This is a genomic window from Isoptericola dokdonensis DS-3, from assembly GCF_001636295.1.
GTDB lineage: Bacteria > Actinomycetota > Actinomycetes > Actinomycetales > Cellulomonadaceae > Isoptericola > Isoptericola dokdonensis.
The window spans coordinates 922,670-942,345 of sequence record NZ_CP014209.1 but is presented as its reverse complement, the minus strand read 5'-3'; the positions used below and the strand labels follow the sequence as shown (position 1 = coordinate 942,345).

Annotated in this window: 20 protein-coding genes; 15 read left to right on the top strand and 5 right to left on the bottom strand. The window is 73.6% G+C overall.

Going from position 1 to position 19,676, the window contains the following annotated elements; all coding sequences use genetic code 11:
* Window positions 1-107: 107 nt before the first annotated feature.
* Both I598_RS04510 and I598_RS04505 read left to right on the top strand, forming a co-directional pair.
* Complete coding sequence (locus tag I598_RS04510; RefSeq protein ID WP_068201667.1) at window positions 108-1,793, top strand: CTP synthase; 1,686 nt, start codon at window positions 108-110, stop codon at window positions 1,791-1,793.
* On the top strand, window positions 1,790-2,443 hold the full coding sequence (locus tag I598_RS04505; protein ID WP_068201665.1) for an NUDIX domain-containing protein: 654 nt from the start codon (window positions 1,790-1,792) through the stop codon (window positions 2,441-2,443). The genes I598_RS04510 and I598_RS04505 overlap by 4 nt, the downstream gene beginning before the upstream one ends.
* Window positions 2,444-2,530: 87 nt before the next feature.
* Here I598_RS04505 and I598_RS04500 read toward each other — a convergent pair whose 3' ends face one another.
* From I598_RS04500 to I598_RS04490, 3 genes are all read right to left on the bottom strand, one after another.
* Window positions 2,531-3,502, bottom strand: a complete 972-nt coding sequence (locus I598_RS04500) for a COX15/CtaA family protein (protein WP_232314261.1) — start codon at window positions 3,500-3,502, stop codon at window positions 2,531-2,533.
* 114 nt (window positions 3,503-3,616) lie between these two features.
* Window positions 3,617-4,399, bottom strand: a complete 783-nt coding sequence (locus I598_RS04495; RefSeq protein WP_068201663.1) for an ABC transporter permease — start codon at window positions 4,397-4,399, stop codon at window positions 3,617-3,619.
* Window positions 4,396-5,358 carry an ABC transporter ATP-binding protein gene (locus tag I598_RS04490; protein ID WP_068201661.1) on the bottom strand — a complete coding sequence of 321 codons (963 nt, stop codon included), beginning with the start codon at window positions 5,356-5,358 and terminating at the stop codon, window positions 4,396-4,398. Before I598_RS04490 ends, I598_RS04495 begins: the two co-directional genes overlap by 4 nt.
* 37 nt (window positions 5,359-5,395) lie before the next feature.
* Here I598_RS04490 and I598_RS04485 point away from each other — a divergent pair, with 37 nt between their 5' ends.
* The 9 genes from I598_RS04485 (at window position 5,396) to I598_RS04445 (ending at window position 12,954) form a co-directional block, all read left to right on the top strand.
* Window positions 5,396-6,019: an HdeD family acid-resistance protein gene (locus I598_RS04485; RefSeq protein WP_068201659.1), complete on the top strand. Its 624-nt coding sequence runs from the start codon at window positions 5,396-5,398 to the stop codon at window positions 6,017-6,019.
* 190 nt (window positions 6,020-6,209) lie between these two features.
* Window positions 6,210-6,938: a helix-turn-helix transcriptional regulator gene (locus I598_RS04480; protein ID WP_068201658.1), complete on the top strand. Its 729-nt coding sequence runs from the start codon at window positions 6,210-6,212 to the stop codon at window positions 6,936-6,938.
* Window positions 6,935-8,386: a Fe-S cluster assembly protein SufB gene (gene sufB, locus I598_RS04475; protein ID WP_068201656.1), complete on the top strand. Its 1,452-nt coding sequence runs from the start codon at window positions 6,935-6,937 to the stop codon at window positions 8,384-8,386. Before I598_RS04480 ends, sufB begins: the two co-directional genes overlap by 4 nt.
* A gap of 1 nt (window position 8,387) precedes the next feature.
* A complete protein-coding gene (gene sufD, locus I598_RS04470; protein WP_068201654.1) occupies window positions 8,388-9,605 on the top strand; it encodes a Fe-S cluster assembly protein SufD in 1,218 nt (405 codons plus the stop codon).
* 3 nt (window positions 9,606-9,608) lie between these two features.
* Window positions 9,609-9,953, top strand: coding sequence for a non-heme iron oxygenase ferredoxin subunit (locus tag I598_RS04465; RefSeq protein ID WP_068201650.1), 345 nt, complete (start codon window positions 9,609-9,611; stop codon window positions 9,951-9,953).
* 37 nt (window positions 9,954-9,990) lie between these two features.
* Window positions 9,991-10,752: a Fe-S cluster assembly ATPase SufC gene (gene sufC, locus I598_RS04460; protein ID WP_068201648.1), complete on the top strand. Its 762-nt coding sequence runs from the start codon at window positions 9,991-9,993 to the stop codon at window positions 10,750-10,752.
* Window positions 10,753-10,763: 11 nt separating this feature from the next.
* Window positions 10,764-12,068: a cysteine desulfurase gene (locus I598_RS04455; RefSeq protein ID WP_068201644.1), complete on the top strand. Its 1,305-nt coding sequence runs from the start codon at window positions 10,764-10,766 to the stop codon at window positions 12,066-12,068.
* A gap of 51 nt (window positions 12,069-12,119) precedes the next feature.
* Complete coding sequence (gene sufU / locus I598_RS04450) at window positions 12,120-12,620, top strand: Fe-S cluster assembly sulfur transfer protein SufU (protein WP_068201642.1); 501 nt, start codon at window positions 12,120-12,122, stop codon at window positions 12,618-12,620.
* Complete coding sequence (locus tag I598_RS04445; protein WP_068201637.1) at window positions 12,613-12,954, top strand: metal-sulfur cluster assembly factor; 342 nt, start codon at window positions 12,613-12,615, stop codon at window positions 12,952-12,954. The genes sufU and I598_RS04445 overlap by 8 nt, the downstream gene beginning before the upstream one ends.
* A 76-nt stretch (window positions 12,955-13,030) precedes the next feature.
* Here the strand turns inward: I598_RS04445 and I598_RS04440 are convergent, their stop codons facing one another.
* The gene (locus I598_RS04440) at window positions 13,031-14,257 is read right to left on the bottom strand and encodes an alpha-D-ribose 1-methylphosphonate 5-triphosphate diphosphatase (protein ID WP_083973528.1); all 1,227 of its coding nucleotides are present in this window, start codon (window positions 14,255-14,257) and stop codon (window positions 13,031-13,033) included.
* A 153-nt stretch (window positions 14,258-14,410) separates the two neighbouring features.
* Here I598_RS04440 and I598_RS04435 point away from each other — a divergent pair, with 153 nt between their 5' ends.
* Genes I598_RS04435 through I598_RS04420 form a run of 4 tightly spaced genes read left to right on the top strand, consistent with a single transcriptional unit; the run spans window position 14,411 to window position 18,835 of the window.
* Window positions 14,411-15,385, top strand: a complete 975-nt coding sequence (locus I598_RS04435; RefSeq protein ID WP_068201634.1) for a phosphate/phosphite/phosphonate ABC transporter substrate-binding protein — start codon at window positions 14,411-14,413, stop codon at window positions 15,383-15,385.
* Between the two features lie 5 nt (window positions 15,386-15,390).
* Window positions 15,391-16,167: a phosphonate ABC transporter ATP-binding protein gene (phnC, locus tag I598_RS04430; RefSeq protein WP_232314260.1), complete on the top strand. Its 777-nt coding sequence runs from the start codon at window positions 15,391-15,393 to the stop codon at window positions 16,165-16,167.
* The gene (gene phnE / locus I598_RS04425) at window positions 16,164-17,804 is read left to right on the top strand and encodes a phosphonate ABC transporter, permease protein PhnE (RefSeq protein WP_083972871.1); all 1,641 of its coding nucleotides are present in this window, start codon (window positions 16,164-16,166) and stop codon (window positions 17,802-17,804) included. Before phnC ends, phnE begins: the two co-directional genes overlap by 4 nt.
* Entirely contained in the window at window positions 17,780-18,835 is a 1,056-nt protein-coding gene (locus I598_RS04420) for a zinc-binding dehydrogenase (RefSeq protein ID WP_068201629.1), read from the top strand. The genes phnE and I598_RS04420 overlap by 25 nt, the downstream gene beginning before the upstream one ends.
* A gap of 23 nt (window positions 18,836-18,858) precedes the next feature.
* On the opposite strand, the gene I598_RS04415 is transcribed toward I598_RS04420, so the two are convergent.
* A complete protein-coding gene (locus I598_RS04415) occupies window positions 18,859-19,596 on the bottom strand; it encodes a GntR family transcriptional regulator (RefSeq protein WP_198155752.1) in 738 nt (245 codons plus the stop codon).
* Window positions 19,597-19,676: the final 80 nt, after the last annotated feature.

The window sequence follows — 19,676 nt, the reverse complement described above, 5'->3', positions numbered from 1 at the left end:
GCGCGCTGCGGCGCGGGGCCGCCGTGCGCGCCGTGTGCCCCACGGCACGGCGCCGGAGGGCGGTTCCGGCACGCCGAGGGGGGAGACCTCGGATAGCATGGAGTTCCGTGGCTGACACCCAGAACCGAACCTCGTCCCGTTCCCACCGCGCCGGTGCCACGCACCAGACGCGCCACATCTTCGTGACGGGCGGTGTGGCCTCCTCGCTCGGCAAGGGCCTGACGGCGTCGTCCCTCGGCCGCCTGCTCCGCTCCCGCGGCCTGCGCGTCACGATGCAGAAGCTCGACCCGTACCTCAACGTGGACCCGGGCACGATGAACCCGTTCCAGCACGGCGAGGTGTTCGTCACCGCCGACGGCGCCGAGACGGACCTGGACATCGGCCACTACGAGCGGTTCCTCGACGTCGAGCTGCCCGCGTCGTCGAACGTCACCACCGGCCAGGTCTACTCCCGCGTCATCGCCAAGGAGCGCCGCGGCGAGTACCTCGGCGACACCGTGCAGGTCATCCCGCACATCACCGACGAGATCAAGGCGCGCATGCGCGACCAGGCCGGGCCCGAGGTCGACGTGATCATCACCGAGATCGGCGGCACCGTCGGCGACATCGAGTCGCAGCCGTTCCTCGAGGCGGCCCGCCAGGTGCGCCACGAGCTCGGCCGGGACGACTGCTTCTTCCTGCACGTCTCGCTCGTGCCGTACATCGGTCCGTCGGGCGAGCTGAAGACCAAGCCGACGCAGCACTCCGTCGCCGCGCTGCGCTCCATCGGCATCCAGCCGGACGCGATCGTGCTCCGCTCCGACCGCGTGGTGCCGGAGGGCATCAAGCGCAAGATCGCGCTCATGTGCGACGTCGACAACGAGGCCGTCGTGAACGCCGCCGACGCGCCGAGCATCTACGACATCCCGCGGGTGCTGCACTCCGAGGGCCTCGACGCGTACGTGGTGCGTCGCCTGGACCTGCCGTTCCACGACGTCGAGTGGGGTGGCTGGAACCGCCTGCTCGAGCGCGTGCACGAGCCGGAGCACAACGTCGAGATCGCGCTGGTCGGCAAGTACATCGACCTGCCCGACGCCTACCTGTCGGTGACCGAGGCCCTGCGCGCGGGCGGGTTCGACAACGACACGCGCGTCGCGATCCGCTGGATCGCCGCCGACGACTGCCAGACCCCCGAGGGCGCCCAGGAGGCGCTGTCCGGGGTCGACGCGATCCTCGTGCCGGGCGGGTTCGGCGTGCGCGGCATCGACGGCAAGGTCGGCGCCCTGCGGTGGGCGCGCGAGAACCTCGTGCCGACGCTCGGCATCTGCCTGGGCCTGCAGTCGATGGTCATCGAGTACGCCCGCAACGTGCTGGGCCTCGCGGACGCGTCGTCCACGGAGTTCGACGCCGACTCGGCCAACCCCGTCATCGCGACGATGGCGGAGCAGCTCGCGATCGTGGGCGGCGACGGCGACCTGGGCGGCACCATGCGCCTCGGCGCGTACACCGCGAGCCTCGCCGACGACTCGGTCGTCGCGAAGACGTACGGCGCCACCGAGGTCTCCGAGCGGCACCGGCACCGCTACGAGGTGAACAACCAGTACCGCGACCGCCTCGAGGAGGCCGGCCTGCGCATCTCCGGCACGTCGCCGGACGGCAACCTGGTGGAGTTCGTCGAGCTGCCGTCCGACGTCCACCCGTACTACGTGAGCACCCAGGCGCACCCGGAGTTCATGTCGCGCCCCACGGGCTCGCACCCGCTGTTCAAGGGCCTCGTCGCCGCGGCGCTGGTCCGCCAGGGCGTCGGCGCGTGACGGCGGGGCCCGCGACCGACGGCGTCGGGGACCGGGTCGAGCCGCGGCGGGTGACCGACCGGGAGGTCCTGCACTCCGGTGCGATCTTCGACCTCGTGCGCGACCGGGTGGACCTCGGGGACGCCGGGACGGTGTCCCGCGAGTACCTCGACCACCCGGGAGCGGTGGCCGTGGTCGTGCTGGACGACGAGGACCGGGTGCTCCTGCTGCGCCAGTACCGGCACCCGGTGCGGACCCTCATGTGGGAGATCCCGGCCGGGCTGCTCGACGTCGTGGGGGAGCCTGCGGTGGACGCCGCGGCGCGCGAGCTCGCCGAGGAGGCGGACCTCACGGCTTCCCGCTGGGACGTGCTGGTCGACTTCGCCACCACCCCGGGGGCGAGCAACGAAGCGCTGCGCGTCTTCCTCGCCCGCGGTGTGGCGGAGGTCCCCGAGGGGGAGCGGCACGAGCGCTCCGGCGAAGAGGCGGAGATCGTCACCCGCTGGGTGCCGCTCGACGAGGCGGTCGCCCTGACGCTGGCCGGCGAGATCCACAACCCTGCCACCGTGGTCGGCCTGCTGGCCGCCGCCGCGAGCCGGGCGGGCGGCTGGTCGTCGCTGCGCACGGTGGACGCCCCGTGGCCGCACCGGCGGGGCACGCTGCCCGACTGACCGATCGGTGGCGAGAGCCCACGGCCGCTCGTCCGGACACAGAAGGCCGGTCCCTCATCGAGGGACCGGCCTTCTGGCGTGCGCGTCTCAGGCGCGGGTGCGCAGCCGCAGGACGGTGCGAGCGGTGGCCCAGACGAGCACCCCGGCGCCGAGCATGTGCACGGCCACGAGGATCTCCGGCAGGCCGGTGAAGTACTGGACGTAGCCGACCAGCCCCTGGGAGAGCGTGACGACGACCAGCAGCCAGGCGGCGCGGCGGGCCCCGCCGAGCGCGTCGACGTCGGCGCCCTCGCGTCGCGGCAGCCGGTGCAGCATGACCAGGAGCGCGACGAGGACGGCGACGAAGAGCCAGACCGTCGCGGAGTGCGCCCGCGTCATGAGGTACGGGTCGAGCGCGAGGCGGTAGCCGACCGTGGTGTCGCCGGAGTGGGGGCCGGCGCCGGTGACGAGCACCCCGAGGATCACGACGGCCGCCATGAGGGCGGTGAGCAGCCACCCGGCGACGCGGAGGGCGCGTGGCCCGACCGGGACGGGAGGACCGTCGCCCTCGCCGTGCCGGTGCAGCAGGTACGCGCTGAACCAGACGAGCGCCGCGGAGACCCCGAAGTGCAGCGAGACCCAGCCGGGGTGCAGGTGGAGCAGGACGACGACGCCACCGATGAGGGCCTGCGCCACCACCCCGGCGATCGGCACGAAGCCGAGGGCGCGGTACTCCGGGGAGCGCCGACGGTCGGTCCACACGAGCACCAGCACGGCGACGGCGACGGCGGCCAGCACGAACGTCAGGAGCCGGTTGCCGAACTCGATGTACGGGTGGATGCTCGTCGCCTCGTGCAGCACGGGGGTGAAGCTGCCGGGCTCGCAGTGCGGCCAGGTGGAGCACCCGAGGCCGGAGTCGGTGAGGCGGACGGCGCCGCCGGTGACGATGATGCCGATCTGCGCGACGACGTTCGCCACCAGCACTCCGCGGGTCCACCCGCGGAAGCGGGCGAACCGGTCGGGGGCGTCGGCGGGGTCGGACGTGATGCGCACGGGCTCGGCGGGGGCGGGGGTGCTCACGGGTCCACGGTAGTGCCCGCCGTCACGCGCTCCCGGCGGCCCCGGGGGCCGAGGGCTGTGAGATTGGCCCCGCCGGCGGCCGCGCGCGAGGGCGCGGTGCGGGCTGCGAGGGGGTCAGTGCCAGCGGAACAGGCGGCTCGCCCCGGCCCCGAAGGCGGCGGTCCAGGCGAGCAGCACCATGACGCTCAGCGGGGGCACGCCCGTGCCCAGCAGGGCACCGCGCAGGCCCTCGCCGAGCGCCCCCGAGGGCAGGAACGCGGCGACGTGCGCCAGGACGCCGGGCAGCTCCGACGGCGGCACGATCAGCCCGCCGCCCACGACCAGCAGGACCAGCACGAGGTTCGCCACCGCGAGGACGCCCTCGGCGCGCAGGGTCCCGGCGAGCAGCAGCGCCAGGGCCGTGAACGCGGCCGTGCCGAGCAGGAGCAGCGCGGCCGCGGGCAGGATCCCGCCGGGCGCGGGCTGCCACCCGAGCGTGAGCGCGACGACCGTGACGACGGCGACCTGGACGACCTCGACCGCGAGCACGCCGAGCACCTTCCCGGCGAGCAGCCCACCGCGGCCGAGCGGTGTCGTGGCGAGCAGGCGCAGCACGCCGTTGCGGCGGTCGAAAGCCGTCGCGATGGACTGCGAGGTGAACGCGGTGGTGACGCAGGCCAGCGCGAGGACCCCCGGGGTGACGAAGTCGACGCGGGTCGCGCCGCCGGTGTCGAGCTCGACGAACGACGTGCGCACCAGGCCGACGAGCAGCATCACCGGCACGACGATCGTGACGAGCAGCTGCTCGCCGTTGCGCAGGATCGCCCGTGTCTCGAAGGACGCCTGGGCGGCGACCCGGCGGTACGCGGGCGCGGCGCCGGGGGACGGTGTCGCGGGGGCGGGGGCAGGCGTCGTCATCGCAGGTGCCGTCCGGTGAGGTCGAGGAACACGTCTTCGAGCGTGCGCCGCCCGACGCCCAGGCGCCGGACCAGGACGTCCTGGGCGGCGAGGCCCGCGGCGACCGCGGCGACGGCCGCGGGGGACGTGGGCCCGGACACCTGGTAGGTGCCGGGGTCGGTGCGGGTCACCTGCCAGGTCGTGCCGGGCAGCGCCGCCGTCAGGTCCGCCGTCAGCGTCGCGACGTCGAGGTCGTCCGTGGCGTCGAGTCGCACGGTGGGTGCCGGTCCGTCGGCGTCCGCCGCGAGGAGCTCGGGGACCGATCCGGAGGCGATGACGCGGCCGTGGTCGACGACGTGCACCCGGTCCGCGAGGTCCTCCGCCTCGTCCATGAGGTGCGTCGTCAGGACGACGGCGACGCCGTCCGCGCGCAGCTCGCGCACGAGCTCCCACACGGCGTGCCGCGACTGCGGGTCCATCCCGGCGCTCGGCTCGTCGAGGAAGACCACCTCGGGGCGGCCGACGACCGCCGCGGCCAGCGCGAGGCGCTGCCGCTGCCCGCCGGACAGTCGCCGCACGGTGGTGCGGGCGAACGCGTGCAGCCCGAGGCGCTCGGCGAGCTCGCCGACGTCGCGCGGGGCCGCGTACATCGACGCGACGTGCCGGAGCATCTCCAGGGCGCGCACGCCCGTCGGCAGCCCGCCGTCCTGGAGCATGACGCCGACCCGGGGTCGCAGGGCCACGGCGTCGGCGACGGGGTCCAGCCCGAGCACCCGCACGGAGCCGCCGTCGGGGGAGCGCAGCCCCTCGCAGCACTCGACGGTGGTCGTCTTGCCCGCCCCGTTCGGCCCGAGCACCGCGGTCACCGCACCGGCGGACGCGTGCAGGTCGAGGCCGTCGACGACGTCCCGGCCCCCGTAGGTCTTGCGCAGCCGGTGCACGACGACGGCAGCCTCGACTGGCGGGACGGTGGTGGGCACCCGAGGATTCTACGAGTCGAGCAGAGCGGGAGAGACGATGACCTACTACACGTTCGCACAGCCGGCCGACCTGGCCCGGATGGCACGGCGCCTCTGGTACTGGCCGGTGATCCGCGGTGTCCTGGCCGTGGTCTTCGGCCTCCTGGCCGTGTTCCTCCCCGACAAGACCCCCGGGCTGCTCGTGCAGGTCTTCGGAGCGTTCGTCATCGTCGACGGCATCGTGAGCCTGGTCGACGGCCTGCGCCGCCGCGGTTCGCAGGCGGGCTCGGTGAACACGGGCATCGGCGTCGTGGCGATCGTGTTCGGTGCCGTCATGCTGTTCCTGCCCGGCGTCACCCTCGCGCTGGTGCTCGCCCTCATCGCCATCTGGGCGATGCTGTTCGGGCTCCTGCAGATCTTCGCGGCGTTCGCGCTGCGCAGCCGCGGCGGCGGGTCGTGGGTGTGGAGCCTGGTGTCCGGCCTGCTCTTCGTGGCGCTCGCCGTCGTCTGCCTGGTGCGGCCCAGCGAGACCATCGAGTTCATGTCGGTCGTGGTGGGGCTGTTCGCGGTCGCGATCGGCGTGATGCTGGTGGCGCTCGGGCTGAAGATGCGGGCGCTGGGCAAGCAGGCGCCGCCGGACGCCGACCACGACGTCATCGAGGGCGAGGTCGTCGGGGAGTGACGGGGGGATGACGCGGGTGTGAAACCTCTGTGACGTACGTCGCAGGCGGTGCCGTGACCAGCGGCTCCGTGCCTTCGGTGAGGCATGCCTTGCTTGACAAGGGCGATTACGCAACAAGGATGTTGCCTATATCGATGACGTCGGCCGGGTCGCTCCCGGCCGGTCCCGAGGGCGAACCGGAGGTGAGCACGTGGCACCCGCACCTGCACCCGTCGGCGTGCCGCCGACCGCGGCGGACACCGAGGGGACGCGCCGCCGCGTGCTCGAGCTCGTCGCCAGCGAGGGCCCCGTCTCGGCGTCCGAGCTGGCCGCCCGGCTGCAGCTCACCTCCGCCGCCGTCCGGCGCCACCTCGCCTGCCTCGAGCAGGACGGCACCGTCGCGGTGCGCGACGCCGGCCGCAACGACCGGCGTCGGGGCCGCCCCGCGCGCCGGTACGTCGTCTCCACCACCGGTCAGTCCGAGCTCGGCGGCGAGGACGTCGAGCTCGCCACCCAGGCGATGCGCTTCCTGCGGCAGACGGCCGGGGACGAGGCGGTCGCCGCGTTCGCGGCCGAGCGCAACGAGGCCGTGGTGCGCCGGTACGCCCCGCGCCTGACCGGAACCGACCCGCACGCCCGCGCCGAGCAGCTCGCCGAGCTGCTGGCCGCCGACGGCTACGCCGCCTCCGTGCGGCCCGTCGTCGGCCCCCAGGTGCCCGTCGTGCAGCTGTGCCAGGGCCACTGCCCGGTGCAGCACGCCGCCGAGGACTTCCCCGAGCTGTGCGAGGCCGAGGCGAACGCCTTCGCCCGGCTGCTCGGGACCCACGTCCAGCGGCTCGCCACCCTCGCAGGCGGCGCGCACGCCTGCGTCACCAACGTCCCGCTTGCTCCCCCCACCCCCGCCGGCCGCACCCGCGGTACGCAGGAAGGATCACGATGAGCGCTCCCACGCAGGACGCCGCCCAGGCGGCTCCGGAGCAGCGCAGCGACGAGGAGATCATCGCCTCGATCGGTGCCTACGAGTACGGCTGGCGCGACAGCGACGCCGCCGGCGAGTCCGCGAAGCGCGGCCTCAACGAGGACGTCGTCAAGAACATCTCCGCGCTCAAGAAGGAGCCCGAGTGGATGCTCAAGGCGCGCCTCAAGGCGCTGCGGCTGTTCGACAAGAAGCCCATGCCGAGCTGGGGCGCCGACCTCACCGGCATCGACTTCGACCGCATCAAGTACTTCGTGCGCTCGACGGAGAAGCAGGCCGCGAGCTGGGAGGACCTCCCCGAGGACATCCGCGCGACCTACGACCGTCTCGGCATCCCCGAGGCGGAGAAGCAGCGCCTGGTCGCCGGCGTCGCCGCCCAGTACGAGTCCGAGGTCGTCTACCACCAGATCCGCGAGGACCTGGAGGCCCAGGGCGTCATCTTCGTCGACACCGACACCGGGCTGCGCGAGTACCCCGAGCTGTTCGAGGAGTACTTCGGCACCGTCATCCCCGCCGGTGACAACAAGTTCTCCGCGCTGAACTCGGCCGTCTGGTCGGGCGGCTCGTTCGTCTACGTCCCGCCGGGCGTGCACGTCGAGATCCCGCTGCAGGCCTACTTCCGCATCAACACGGAGAACATGGGCCAGTTCGAGCGGACGCTGATCATCGCCGACGAGGGCTCCTACGTGCACTACGTCGAGGGCTGCACCGCGCCGATCTACTCGTCGGACTCGCTGCACTCCGCGGTCGTCGAGATCATCGTCAAGAAGAACGCCCGCGTGCGGTACACGACCATCCAGAACTGGTCGAACAACGTGTACAACCTCGTCACCAAGCGCGCGACGGCCGAGGCCGGCGCGACCATGGAGTGGGTCGACGGCAACATCGGCTCCAAGGTGACGATGAAGTACCCGGCGATCTACCTGCTCGGCGAGCACGCCAAGGGCGAGACGCTGTCCATCGCCTTCGCGGGCGAGGGCCAGCACCAGGACGCCGGCGCCAAGATGGTGCACGCCGCACCGCACACGTCGAGCTCCATCGTCTCCAAGTCGGTGGCCCGCGGCGGTGGCCGCACGTCGTACCGCGGCCTGGTGCAGGTGCTCGAGGGCGCCTCGCACTCCGCGTCCACCGTGCTGTGCGACGCCCTGCTGGTCGACCAGATCTCCCGGTCCGACACCTACCCGTACGTCGACGTCCGCGAGGACGACGTGTCCATGGGGCACGAGGCGACGGTGTCCAAGGTGAGCGCGGACCAGCTGTTCTACCTCATGTCCCGAGGCATGGACGAGACCGAGGCCATGGCGATGATCGTGCGCGGGTTCGTCGAGCCCATCGCGCGCGAGCTGCCCATGGAGTACGCCCTCGAGCTCAACCGCCTCATCGAGCTGCAGATGGAAGGGTCCGTCGGCTGAAATGACCGCAACCACAGATCTCACGACGGACCACTCGCGCGCCGTCGCCGACGGCGCCCACTCCCACGGCGTGGTGCCCGCCGGCTCGCGCGCGGAGCGCGTCACCTCCTTCGACCTCGCGGACATCCCGGTCCCGTCCGGTCGTGAGGAGGAGTGGCGCTTCTCCCCGGTGGCCCGCCTCCAGCCGCTGTTCGCCGAGACGCTCGGCGCCGACGGCGTGACCGTCTCCGTCGACGCCGCCCCCGAGGTGAAGGTCGAGACCGTCGGTCGCGACGACGCCCGCCTCGGCCGCGCCGGCAAGCCCGGCGACCGCGCCGCCGTCACCGCGTGGAACGCGATCGCGCAGGCGACCGTCGTCACGGTGCCCGCCGAGGCCGTCGCCTCGACCGTCACGTCCGTGCGCGTCGACGGCGTGTCCGACGAGGCCACCGCCAGCCACCTGCTCGTCGAGGCCGAGCGGCACGCCGAGGCGGTCGTCGTCATCGACCACCGCGGCCGGGCGCTGCTCGACCAGACCGTCGAGATCGTCGTCGGCGACGGCGCGCAGCTCACGGTCGTGTCCGTCCAGGACTGGGCCGACGGCGCCGTGCACGCGTCGTCGCACCGCGCGATCATCGGCCGCGACGCCAAGCTCAAGCACGTCGTGGTGACGTTCGGCGGCGACGTCGTGCGCCTCACCCCGGACGCGACCTTCACCGCCGAGGGCGGCGAGGTCGAGATGGTCGGCCTGTACTTCGCGGACGCCGACCAGCACCAGGAGCACCGCCTGTTCGTCGACCACGCCGTGCCGCGCTGCAAGTCGCGCGTCACCTACAAGGGCGCCCTGCAGGGTGCCGGCGCGCACACGGTGTGGGTGGGCGACGTCCTCATCCAGGCCGAGGCCGAGGCGACGGACACCTACGAGCTCAACCGCAACCTGGTGCTCTCCGACGGTGCGCGCGCGGACTCCGTGCCGAACCTGGAGATCGAGACCGGCGAGATCGAGGGCGCGGGCCACGCGTCGGCGACCGGCCGGTTCGACGACGAGCAGCTCTTCTACCTCATGGCCCGCGGCATCCCCGAGGCCGACGCGCGTCGCCTCGTCGTGCGCGGCTTCTTCGCCGAGCTGATCGAGGAGATCGGTGTGCCCTCCGTGCAGGAGCGGCTCCTGGCCTCCATCGAGGCCGAGCTCGAGAAGTCGATGAGCGTCATCACCGGCGTGCCCGCGGCGGAGGCCTGATCCATGGCCCTGCAGATCGCCTGCACGACCGACGACCTGGGACCGGAGGAGGCCAAGCTCGTCGAGCTCGTCGGCGCCGCCGGGACCGTGCCGGTCGCGGTCGTGCGTGACGCCGACGGCGAGTTCCACGCCATCAGCGACGTCTGCTCCCACGGGGCCGTGTCGCTGTCCGACGGCGAGGTCGAGGGCTGCCTGGTGGAGTGCTGGCTGCACGGTTCGCAGTTCGACCTGCGCACCGGCCGCCCGCTCCAGCTCCCCGCGATCAAGCCCGTGCCCGTCTACCCGGTCAGCGTCGAGGACGGCAACGTGCTCGTCGACGTCGACGCGACCGTCGCCGTGGCGTCCTGACACCCCTTTCTGTGAAGCGAACCTGGAGAACCACCTGATGTCCACCCTGGAGATCCGCGACCTGCACGTCAGCGTCGAGACCAAGGAAGGGCCGAAGCCGATCCTGCGCGGCGTCGACCTGACCATCAACTCGGGCGAGACCCACGCCATCATGGGCCCCAACGGCTCCGGCAAGTCGACCCTCGCCTCGGCCCTCGCCGGCCACCCCAAGTACGAGGTCACCTCGGGCACCGTCACCCTGGACGGCGAGGACGTCCTGGCGATGAGCGTCGACGAGCGCGCCCGCGCCGGGCTCTTCCTGGCCATGCAGTACCCCGTCGAGGTGCCGGGCGTGTCGGTCGCGAACTTCCTGCGCACCGCCAAGACCGCCATCTCCGGCGAGGCCCCGGCCCTGCGGCACTGGGGCAAGGAGGTCAAGGGTGCGATGGAGAACCTGCGCATGGACCCGGCCTTCGCCGAGCGCTCCGTGAACGAGGGCTTCTCCGGCGGTGAGAAGAAGCGCCACGAGATCCTCCAGATGGAGCTCTTCAAGCCGCACTTCGCGATCCTCGACGAGACCGACTCCGGCCTCGACGTCGACGCGCTGCGCATCGTGTCCGAGGGCGTCAACCGCGCCAAGGACACCACCGACGTCGGCGTGCTGCTCATCACGCACTACACGCGCATCCTGCGCTACATCACCCCCGACTTCGTGCACGTCTTCGTCGACGGCAAGATCGCCGAGGAGGGCGGCCCCGAGCTCGCCGAGCGGCTCGAGGACGAGGGCTACGACCGCTACCTGGCCTCCGCCCAGGCCTGAGCGGAGCCGTCATGACCACCACCGGAACCGTGCTCCCGACGGCACGCTTCACCGCGCGCGAGCTCGCCGCGGTGCGGGCGGACTTCCCGCTGCTCGGGCGCACGGTCCGGGGTGGTCGGCCGCTGGTCTACCTGGACTCGGCGGCCACCTCGCAGAAGCCGAACGTCGTCCTGGAGGCGGAGGTCGACTTCTACGAGCAGCGCAACGCGGCCGTGCACCGCGGCGCGCACCAGGTCGCCGAGGAGGCGACCGAGGCGTTCGAGCAGGCGCGTGACGCCGTCGCCGCGTTCGTCGGCGCCGACCCTGGTGAGATCGTCTGGACGTCCGGCGCGACCGCCGCGATCAACCTCGTCACGTACGCGCTGTCCAACGCGTCGCTGGGGCGCGGGGGAGCGGGCGCCGAGCGGCTGCGGCTCGTCCCTGGCGACGAGATCGTCGTCACCGAGGCCGAGCACCACGCCAACCTCGTGCCCTGGCAGGAGCTGTGCGCCCGCACCGGCGCCGTGCTGCGCTGGATCGGCGTGGACGACGACGGCCGCCTCGACGTCGACGCCCTCGACCGGGTCGTCACCGACCGGACGCGCGTCATCGCCTTCGGGCACGTCTCGAACGTGACCGGCGCGATCGCCCCCGTCGAGACGTTCGTCGCGGCGGCCCGCCGGGTCGGCGCGCTCACGGTGCTCGACGCGTGCCAGTCGGTGCCGCACCTGCCCGTCGACCTGCACGCCCTCGGCGTCGACTACGCCGCGTTCAGCGCGCACAAGATGGTCGGCCCCACCGGCGTCGGCGCCCTCTACGGGCGGCGCGAGCTGCTGGAGGCCATGCCGCCCGTCACCACCGGCGGGTCGATGGTCGAGGTCGTCACCATGGACGCGACCACCTACGCGCCGCCGCCGCAGCGCTTCGAGGCCGGCACCCAGATGGTCGCCCAGGCCGTCGGCATGGGCGTCGCCGCGCAGTGGCTCGGCGAGCTCGGCATGGACAAGGTCGCCGCCCACGAGACGGAGATCGCCGCCGAGCTGCTGAAGATCGCCGACGTCCCCGGCGTGCGGGTCATCGGTCCCACCGACCTGCGCGACCGGATCGCCGTGGTGTCGTTCGTCGTCGACGGGGTGCACGCCCACGACGTCGGCCAGGTGCTCGACGACCGCGGGGTCGCCGTGCGGGTCGGTCACCACTGCGCCCAGCCCCTGCATCGCCGGTTCGGCGTCGCGGCCACCGCCCGCGCGTCCGCGTCGGTCTACACCAGCGTCGAGGACGTCGTCGCGTTCCGGGAAGCGTTGGAGGGCGTGCGAACGTTCTTCGGTGTGGACTGAGAAGACGAAGAGGCACCGGACGCTCGGTCAGGAGACCGGGGAAGGAAGACCGTGAGCTCGCTCGAGCAGATGTACCAGCAGGTGATCCTCGATCACGCCAAGCGCCCGCACGGGCGCGGGCTGACCGAGGTGGCGCCCGGCCACCTGGCGGGGGAGTCCCACCAGGTCAACCCGACCTGCGGCGACGAGATCACCCTGCGCGTCGACGTCGAGCCCGGCCCCGACGGCAGCCGGCTCGCCGCCGTCACCTGGGAGGGCCAGGGCTGCTCCATCTCGCAGGCGTCCGCGTCCGTCATGACCACGCTCGTGCAGGGCCAGGACCTTGCCGAGATCGCCCGCCTCGACGCCCTCTTCCACGACCTCATGGCCTCGCGCGGCAAGGGCCTGGCCGACGATGCGGCGCTCGACGCCCTCGGCGACGCCGACGCCTTCACCGGCGTCTCGCAGTACCCCGCCCGCATCAAGTGCGCGCTGCTCGGCTGGGCCGCGCTGAAGGACTCCCTGGTGCGCAGCGGCGCACCCGACCACCGAACCGGAGGAACCGATGACTGAGAACACGACCGAGCCGGCGCCCGCGCCGACCACGGCCGCCGACGTCGAGGAGGCCCTGCGCGACGTCATCGACCCCGAGCTCGGGATCAACGTCGTCGACCTCGGCCTCATCTACGGCATCGAGCTCGACCAGAACCAGCACGCCGTCATCGACATGACGCTCACCTCCGCGGCCTGCCCGCTGACCGACGTCATCGAGGACCAGGCCGCCCAGGCCCTCGAGGGCATCGTCACCGGCCAGCGCATCAACTGGGTGTGGATGCCGCCGTGGGGCCCGGAGAAGATCACCGACGACGGTCGCGAGCAGCTCCGCATGCTGGGCTTCAACGTCTGATCTGGCTCAGCACCCGGTCTTCCGGAGCCACGCCCCTCCCGGGGCGTGGCTCCGCTGCTTCCCCGGGCCGGCGGTGTCACCGCCAGGAGGGTGACCCGTCGTGCTGGTGCGCCCGGAGCACGGCGGCGACGGTGGGCCAGCGGTTCGACCGGCGCACGAGCACGACGTCGGCGCGCGCGCCGGGGACGAGCGCGCCACGATCGTGCAGCCCGGCAGCGCGCGCGGGCCCTGAGGTGACGAGCCGGACGGCGCCGGGCAGGTCGGTGAGCCCTTCGCGCACGAGCACCTCGACCGCCATGAGCAGGGACGACGGCACGTAGTCGGAGGCCAGCGCGTCGACCAGGCCGTGCGCGACCAGCTCGCGGGCCGAGACGTTGGCGGTGTGTGACGAGCCGCGCACCGCGTTGGGTCCGCCCGCGACCACGGACAGCCCGTGCTCGCGGGCGGCGCGCGCCGCCTCGAGCGTGGTGGGGAACTCCGCGACGGTGCCTCCGCGTGCGACGAGGTCCTCGACGTCCGCGCGGGTCTGCGGGTCGTGCCCGGCGAGCCGGATCCTGCCCGCCCGAGCCCAGTCGCCGAGCCGCCGCAGGGCCGCGGTCGCGACGTCCGAGCGTTCCTCGCGCAGCGCCCGCCAGGACGTCACGTGCGATCGCGCGTCGGCGGCCGCCATCCCCTCGCGCTCCACGAGGTAGCGCTCCATCGTGGCGGGGTCGGCGTACTGCCCGATGCCGGGGGTGTGGTCCTCGTGGGAGACGAGCGGCGGGACGTCGCCGTCGTCGTCGGCCAGCGCCGACTCGAGGTCGGCGAGGCCGGTGGCGCACCGGACGTCGACCCGGAACAGGACCCGGGCACCCTCCGCCGTCGCCACCGGGTCGCGCAGCGCCGCCAGCACCGGTCCCGGCCCGGGGGCTCCTGCCGCGAGCCCGACCGGGGTGCGCTCCCCGAAGGGCACGCCGTGGAAGGCGGTCAGCACGCCGCCGGCGGCCAGCCTGTCGGTGGCGGTGCGGACGGCGAGGTCCAGCGGCAGAGCGGCCCCGGGCCGCGGCCGCCGCTCGTGCCCGAGGACGTCGGTGTGCACGTCGACCAGCGCCGGGAGGCACCAGGCGCCGCCACCGTCGAGGTCGGCCCGGAAGCCGTGCGGCCGCTCGCCCACCTCGACGATCCGGCCGTCCTGCACGACGACCCGGCAGTCGTCGACCACGCGGTCGGGCAGGACCCCGTGCACGCCGGCGAGCGTCCACTCGCCCGGCGGGGCGGCGATCGGCCAGGGCGGGCGGTGCGCGGCGGGCGACGTGGTGAGCATGGCGCGCATCTTGTCCGGACGACCTGGCCGGACGGTTAACGAGGTTTCACCGGGCGTTCATCGCCCGGGGGAAGTTCCTTCTTTGCCTGCTCACAGACTCCTCTCGGCGCCGGATCCGGCGTCCACGTGGAGACCGAGCACCGGAGACGACACATGTTGAACACCAGGACCACTCTTGCCGCCGTCTCGCTCGCCGGCGCCGCAGCCCTCGTGCTGTCCGGCTGCGGGGCGCTGGGCTCGGCGTCCGCCGACGGCGGCACCACCGCCGAGGGATTCCCCGAGGTGCTGCGGCTCGGCGCCATCCCGGCGGAGAACTCGACGAACCTCGCCGAGGGCTACGCGCCGATCATCGCGATGCTCGAGGAGGAGACGGGCGCGCAGGTCGAGGTCAGCCAGGCCTCCGACTACGCCGGCGTCATCGAGGGACTCATCGCCGACAAGGTCGACCTCGCCTTCCTCGGGTCCTTCGGGTACGTGCTCGCCACCCACAACGACGCCGCGATCACCCCGCTGGCGGCCGTCATCGCGGAGCCGGGCGCCGAGCCCGGCTACTACTCCCTCGGCATCACCCAGGGGGACAACGACGCCGTGGACGGGCTGGAGGACTTCGCCGGCAAGACCGTCTGCTTCGTCGACCCGGGCTCGACGTCCGGCTTCCTCTACCCGAGCGCCGGCCTGATCGACGCCGGGGTCATCGAGTCCGGCACCGAGGCGGACGTCGCCGCCGGCGTCCAGCCCGTGTACGCGGGAGGCCACGACGCCTCCGCCCTGGCCGTCGCCTCCGGCGACTGCGAGGTCGGGTTCGCCATGCAGTCGATGGTCGAGGACACCCTGCCCGACGCCGGCGACATCGCGGACGGCGACCTCAAGGAGGTCTGGCGGTCCGCGACGATCTCGGGATCCCTGTTCGTCGGGAACGACGCGCTCGGCGCGGACGTCAACGAGCAGCTCGCGACCCTGCTCACCGAGAAGGCGAACGCCGACTACCTGCTCGAGCACGGCTACTGCGACGGCGACTGCCTGCTCACCGACGAGGACGCGTGGGGCTTCGTGCCCGCCGAGGACGCCGACTACGACGGCACCCGCGAGGTCTGCACCATCACCAAGTCGGACAAGTGCGAGGAGTGAGCGGCGTGCCCACCGCCGACGAGCCGCTGGTGCGGGTCCGCGGGCTCCGCAAGGAGTTCGACGGGACGACGGCGCTCGCGGGCGTCGACCTCGACGTCGCGGCGGGCGAGCTCGTCGTGCTGCTCGGGCTGTCCGGCTCCGGCAAGTCGACGCTGCTGCGCTGCCTCAACGGTCTGCACCGCGCGAGCGACGGGGAGGTCACGGTGGCGGGGACGCGGGTGGACCGGGCGTCGGCCCGTGAGCTGCGGCACCTGCGCACACAGGTCGGGTTCGTCTTCCAGCAGTTCAACCTCGTCGGTCGGCTGTCCTGCCTGGAGAACGTGCTCGTCGGCGGTCTGGGCAGGGTGCGCGGCCCGCGCTACGGGGTGACGACCTACCCGCGCCGGATGCGCGCGGAGGCCTTGGAGCACATCGAGCGTGTCGGCCTGGCCGACCAGGCGTTCCAGCGCGCGGACACGCTGTCCGGCGGGCAGCAGCAGCGGGTCGCCCTGGCCCGGACGCTCATGCAGCGCCCGCAGCTGGTGCTCGCCGACGAGCCCGTCGCCTCGCTCGACCCGGAGAACGCCGGCACGGTGATGGACCTGCTGGTGCGGGTCTGCGCCGAGGAGGGGCTGACCGTGCTGTGCACGCTCCACCAGGTGGACCTGGCGCTCGGCTGGGCGCACCGCCTGGTGGGCCTGCGCCAGGGCGTCAAGGTCCTCGACCGGCCCGTCGCCGGGCTGACCAAGGACGAGGCGATGGCGATCTACCGGCGGGTCGAGCCCGCGGGGGTGGCGGCGTGACCGGGACCCCCGTCGTCGCCCGCCCGAAGAGTCCGACGGGCGGCGCTGACGCCGCGGGACCGAGCGGTTCGCGGCCCGGCGCCGTCCGCCCACCGGCGGACCCGCGGGCCCGCGTGATCCGCTGGCTGGCGGGTCTCGGGGTCCTGCTGACCCTGGTGGCCTCGTCGGCGATCGGCCTCGACCTGCCGACGCTCGTCGCCGGCGCCGGAGACGTGGCGAACCTGCTCGGTCGGATGGTGCCGCCCACGCTCGCGGACCCCGCGCGCATCGCGACCCTCGCCCTCGACACCGTGCTCATGGCGTTCCTCGGCACGGTGCTCGCCACCGTGCTGTCCGTGCCGCTGGCCTTCCTCGCGGCACGCAACACGACACCGCACCCCGCGGTGGCCGCCGTCGCGCGCGGCATCATCACCTTCTGCCGCGCCGTGCCGGACCTGGTGTTCGCGGTGCTGTTCGTCCGGGCGCTCGGCCTCGGTGTGCTGCCCGGCGTCCTCGCCCTCGCGCTGCACTCGATCGGGATGCTCGGCAAGCTGTTCGCCGACGCCATCGAGTCCTCCGACGCCGGGCCGCGCGAAGCCGTGCGCAGCATCGGGGTGGGCCCCGTCCGGGAGCTGCTCAACGGCGTCGTGCCGCAGGTGGTCCCCGCGTGGGTGTCGGCGTTCGTGTACCGCGTCGACATCAACCTGCGCACCTCCGTGGTGCTGGGCTTCGTCGGGGCCGGCGGCATCGGGTTCGCGCTGCAGGACGCGCTGCGCGGCCTCGTCTACCCCAAGGCGATGGGCATCGTCCTGGTGATCCTCGCGCTCGTGGCGGGCATGGAGCTGCTCTCCGTCGCGATCCGGCGCACGCTGCTCGCCCCGAAGAATCCCCGGTACGGCCGGGACCGTGCCGTGCGGTTCGCCGTCGGCGGCGCCGCGGCCGCGCTGCTCGTCGCGTCGTTCGTGCGGCTCGACATCGACCCGGCGGCCCTCGTCACCTCCGTGCCCGACCTGCTCGCCGTGGCGGGGCGCACCTTCCCGCCGGACCTCACCACGCTCGGCCCGGCGCTCTGGGAGGCCCTGCTCCAGACGCTCGCCATCGGCCTGTCGGCCACCGGCATCGGCGTGCTGCTGTCCCTGCCGCTCGGGCTGCTCGCCGCGCGCAACGTGGCGCCGCACCCGCTCGCGTACGGCGCTGCACGCACGGTGATCCTCGTCGTGCGCGCCATCCCGGAGCTCATTCTCGCCGTCGTCTTCGTCGCGGCGGTCGGGCTCGGACCGGTCGCCGGGGCGGTCGCGCTCGGGATCGGCTCGATCGGGTTCCTCGGCAAGCTCGTCGCCGACGCCGTCGAGGAGATCCAGCCCGGCCCGGCCGAGGCCGTGCGATCCGTCGGTGGCGGCTGGTGGAAGGTGCTGTTCTCGGCCGTGCTGCCCCAGGGCATGCCCTCGATCGTCGGGTCGGGCATGTACCTGCTGGACGTCAACATCCGCACGTCGACGATCCTCGGGATCGTCGGCGCCGGCGGTGTCGGCTTCCTCCTCTTCGAGGCCGTCCGCACCCTCCACTTCCAGGTGGCGGGCGGGATCGTCCTCCTCGTGTTCATCGTCGTCCTGCTCATCGAGAGGCTCTCCGGGTGGATCCGCGCTCAGCTGACCTGACCACCGTCGCGCTCTGGGAGGGCGGCGACGCCGTCCGTCTGGTCGACGTCCCGCTGCCCGTGCTCGGGCCTGGCGAGGTGCTCGTGCGCGTGCTCCTGGCCACCGTGTGCGGCAGCGACCGCCACACCGTGTCGGGCCGCCGCACGTCCCCCTGCCCGTCGGTGCTCGGCCACGAGGCGGTGGGCGAGATCGTCGAGATCGGCGCCGGTGGCGCGGCAGGCGACGACGGCGGTGCGCTCGCGGCCGGGGACCGCGTCGTGTGGGGCGTCACCGTGGCGTGCGGCGCCTGCGACCGCTGCCGGGCCGGACGCACGGCCAAGTGCCGATCGGTACGCAAGGTGGGGCACGAGCCGTTCGACTCGGCGTGGCCGCTGTCCGGCACGTACGCCCGCCACCTGGTGCTGCCCGCCGGTGCGACGGTCGCCCGGGTGCCGACGACGGTGCCCGACACGCTCGCCGCGCCCGCAGGGTGCGCCACCGCGACCGTGATGGCCGCGGTCGAGGCTGCCGGCCCGCTGGCCGGGCGACGGGTCCTCGTCAGCGGTGCCGGCATGCTCGGTCTGGCCGCCGTCGTCGCCGCGCGTGACGCCGGTGCGGCGGCCGTCGTCGTGAGCGACCCCGATGCCGCCCGCCGGGATCTCGCCGCGCGCTTCGGCGCCACCGCGACCCCGGGGACCGACGACGCGGTCGCTCCGGTCGACGTCGCGGTCGAGCTCTCCGGGGCGAGCGCGGCGGTCGCCCGGTGCCTCGACGCCCTCGACGTCGGCGGGCGGCTGGTGCTCGTCGGTTCCGTCGCGCCGGGGCCGGCCGTGCCGCTCGACCCGGAGCGGATCGTGCGGGGCTGGCACACCGTGACCGGGGTGCACAACTACGAGCCGCGGCACCTGCGGGCGGCGCTGGAGCTGCTGGACCGTACCCGCGACGTGGTGCCCTGGACCGACCTCGTGGCCCCCGCCGCGCGGCTCGCCGACCTGGCCGGGCTGCTCACCGGCCCGGCGGGCACGGCGCCGCGCGCGGCGGTGGCACCGTGACCCGCTCGGTGCGGACGCGCCCCTCAGGAGCTCCGCGCGCTCCCCAGCTCCAGGACGACCCGCACGGCGTCGGCCCGCACCCAGCGCTCGGTGAACAGCAGGGCGTGGCCGGTGGCGCCGTCCCGCGCGACGCTCACCATGAGCCAGGCGGGATCGCCCGGCCGGCACCCCAGCCCGTCGACGGCGACCTCCGGGGCGGGCTCCACGCTGGCGCGGGTCCAGGCGCGTTCCGGGCGCGCGCCGGCCGAGTCCCGCAGGATCGCGTCGAGGGACTCCTCGAGCCGCAAGGCAGCGGGCAGCTCGGGCACGAGGTCGGCGGTGAGCCACTCCACGCCCCAGGCGGCGGGCATCTCGTCGATGTGCGAGCGGCGGACCAGCCGGAACCCCGGGGTACCGGGCTCGGTCTCGAGCTCGGTCGCGACGGCGGCCGGCAACGGGACGGCGTCGCACGCGAGGACGACGGTCCGTGGCGACGCACCCGCCTCCCGCAGCGTCCTGCTCCACGACGGGGCGAGGCCGGGTGCGACCAGGTAGTCGACCCGGCGGCGCGTGAAGGTGCCCAGACCCTGGATGCGGCTGACGAGCATCCGTCGTTCCAGCTCGACGAGCGCGGCCCGCGCGGCCGCGCGACCGACGCCGAAGCGCCTCCCGACCTCTGCCTCGGAGGCCACCCGTGTCCCCGACGGCAGGCCGGCGAGCTCGTCGGCGAGCACCCGCACGATGCGTGCCGACGGCGACGCCGGGCCGTTCTCTGCGCTCACGCGCGGACCGTACCGGTCCCAGGTGGCCGTGCGGTGAACGACCCGACCGCCCAGCGCCACCACCCCGAGGAAGGCCTCCG

What these genes read in the sequence shown, in the direction of transcription:
- I598_RS04445 (WP_068201637.1), top strand. Translation starts at nt 12,613, where the DNA reads ATGACTGAGAACACGACCGAGCCGGCGCCCGCGCCGACCACGGCCGCC.
- I598_RS04455 (WP_068201644.1), top strand. Translation starts at nt 10,764, where the DNA reads ATGACCACCACCGGAACCGTGCTCCCGACGGCACGCTTCACCGCGCGC.
- I598_RS04440 (WP_083973528.1), bottom strand. Translation starts at nt 14,257, where the DNA reads ATGCTCACCACGTCGCCCGCCGCGCACCGCCCGCCCTGGCCGATCGCC.
- I598_RS04485 (WP_068201659.1), top strand. Translation starts at nt 5,396, where the DNA reads ATGACCTACTACACGTTCGCACAGCCGGCCGACCTGGCCCGGATGGCA.
- I598_RS04435 (WP_068201634.1), top strand. Translation starts at nt 14,411, where the DNA reads ATGTTGAACACCAGGACCACTCTTGCCGCCGTCTCGCTCGCCGGCGCC.
- I598_RS04465 (WP_068201650.1), top strand. Translation starts at nt 9,609, where the DNA reads ATGGCCCTGCAGATCGCCTGCACGACCGACGACCTGGGACCGGAGGAG.
- sufD (WP_068201654.1), top strand. Translation starts at nt 8,388, where the DNA reads ATGACCGCAACCACAGATCTCACGACGGACCACTCGCGCGCCGTCGCC.
- sufB (WP_068201656.1), top strand. Translation starts at nt 6,935, where the DNA reads ATGAGCGCTCCCACGCAGGACGCCGCCCAGGCGGCTCCGGAGCAGCGC.
- I598_RS04495 (WP_068201663.1), bottom strand. Translation starts at nt 4,399, where the DNA reads ATGACGACGCCTGCCCCCGCCCCCGCGACACCGTCCCCCGGCGCCGCG.
- sufC (WP_068201648.1), top strand. Translation starts at nt 9,991, where the DNA reads ATGTCCACCCTGGAGATCCGCGACCTGCACGTCAGCGTCGAGACCAAG.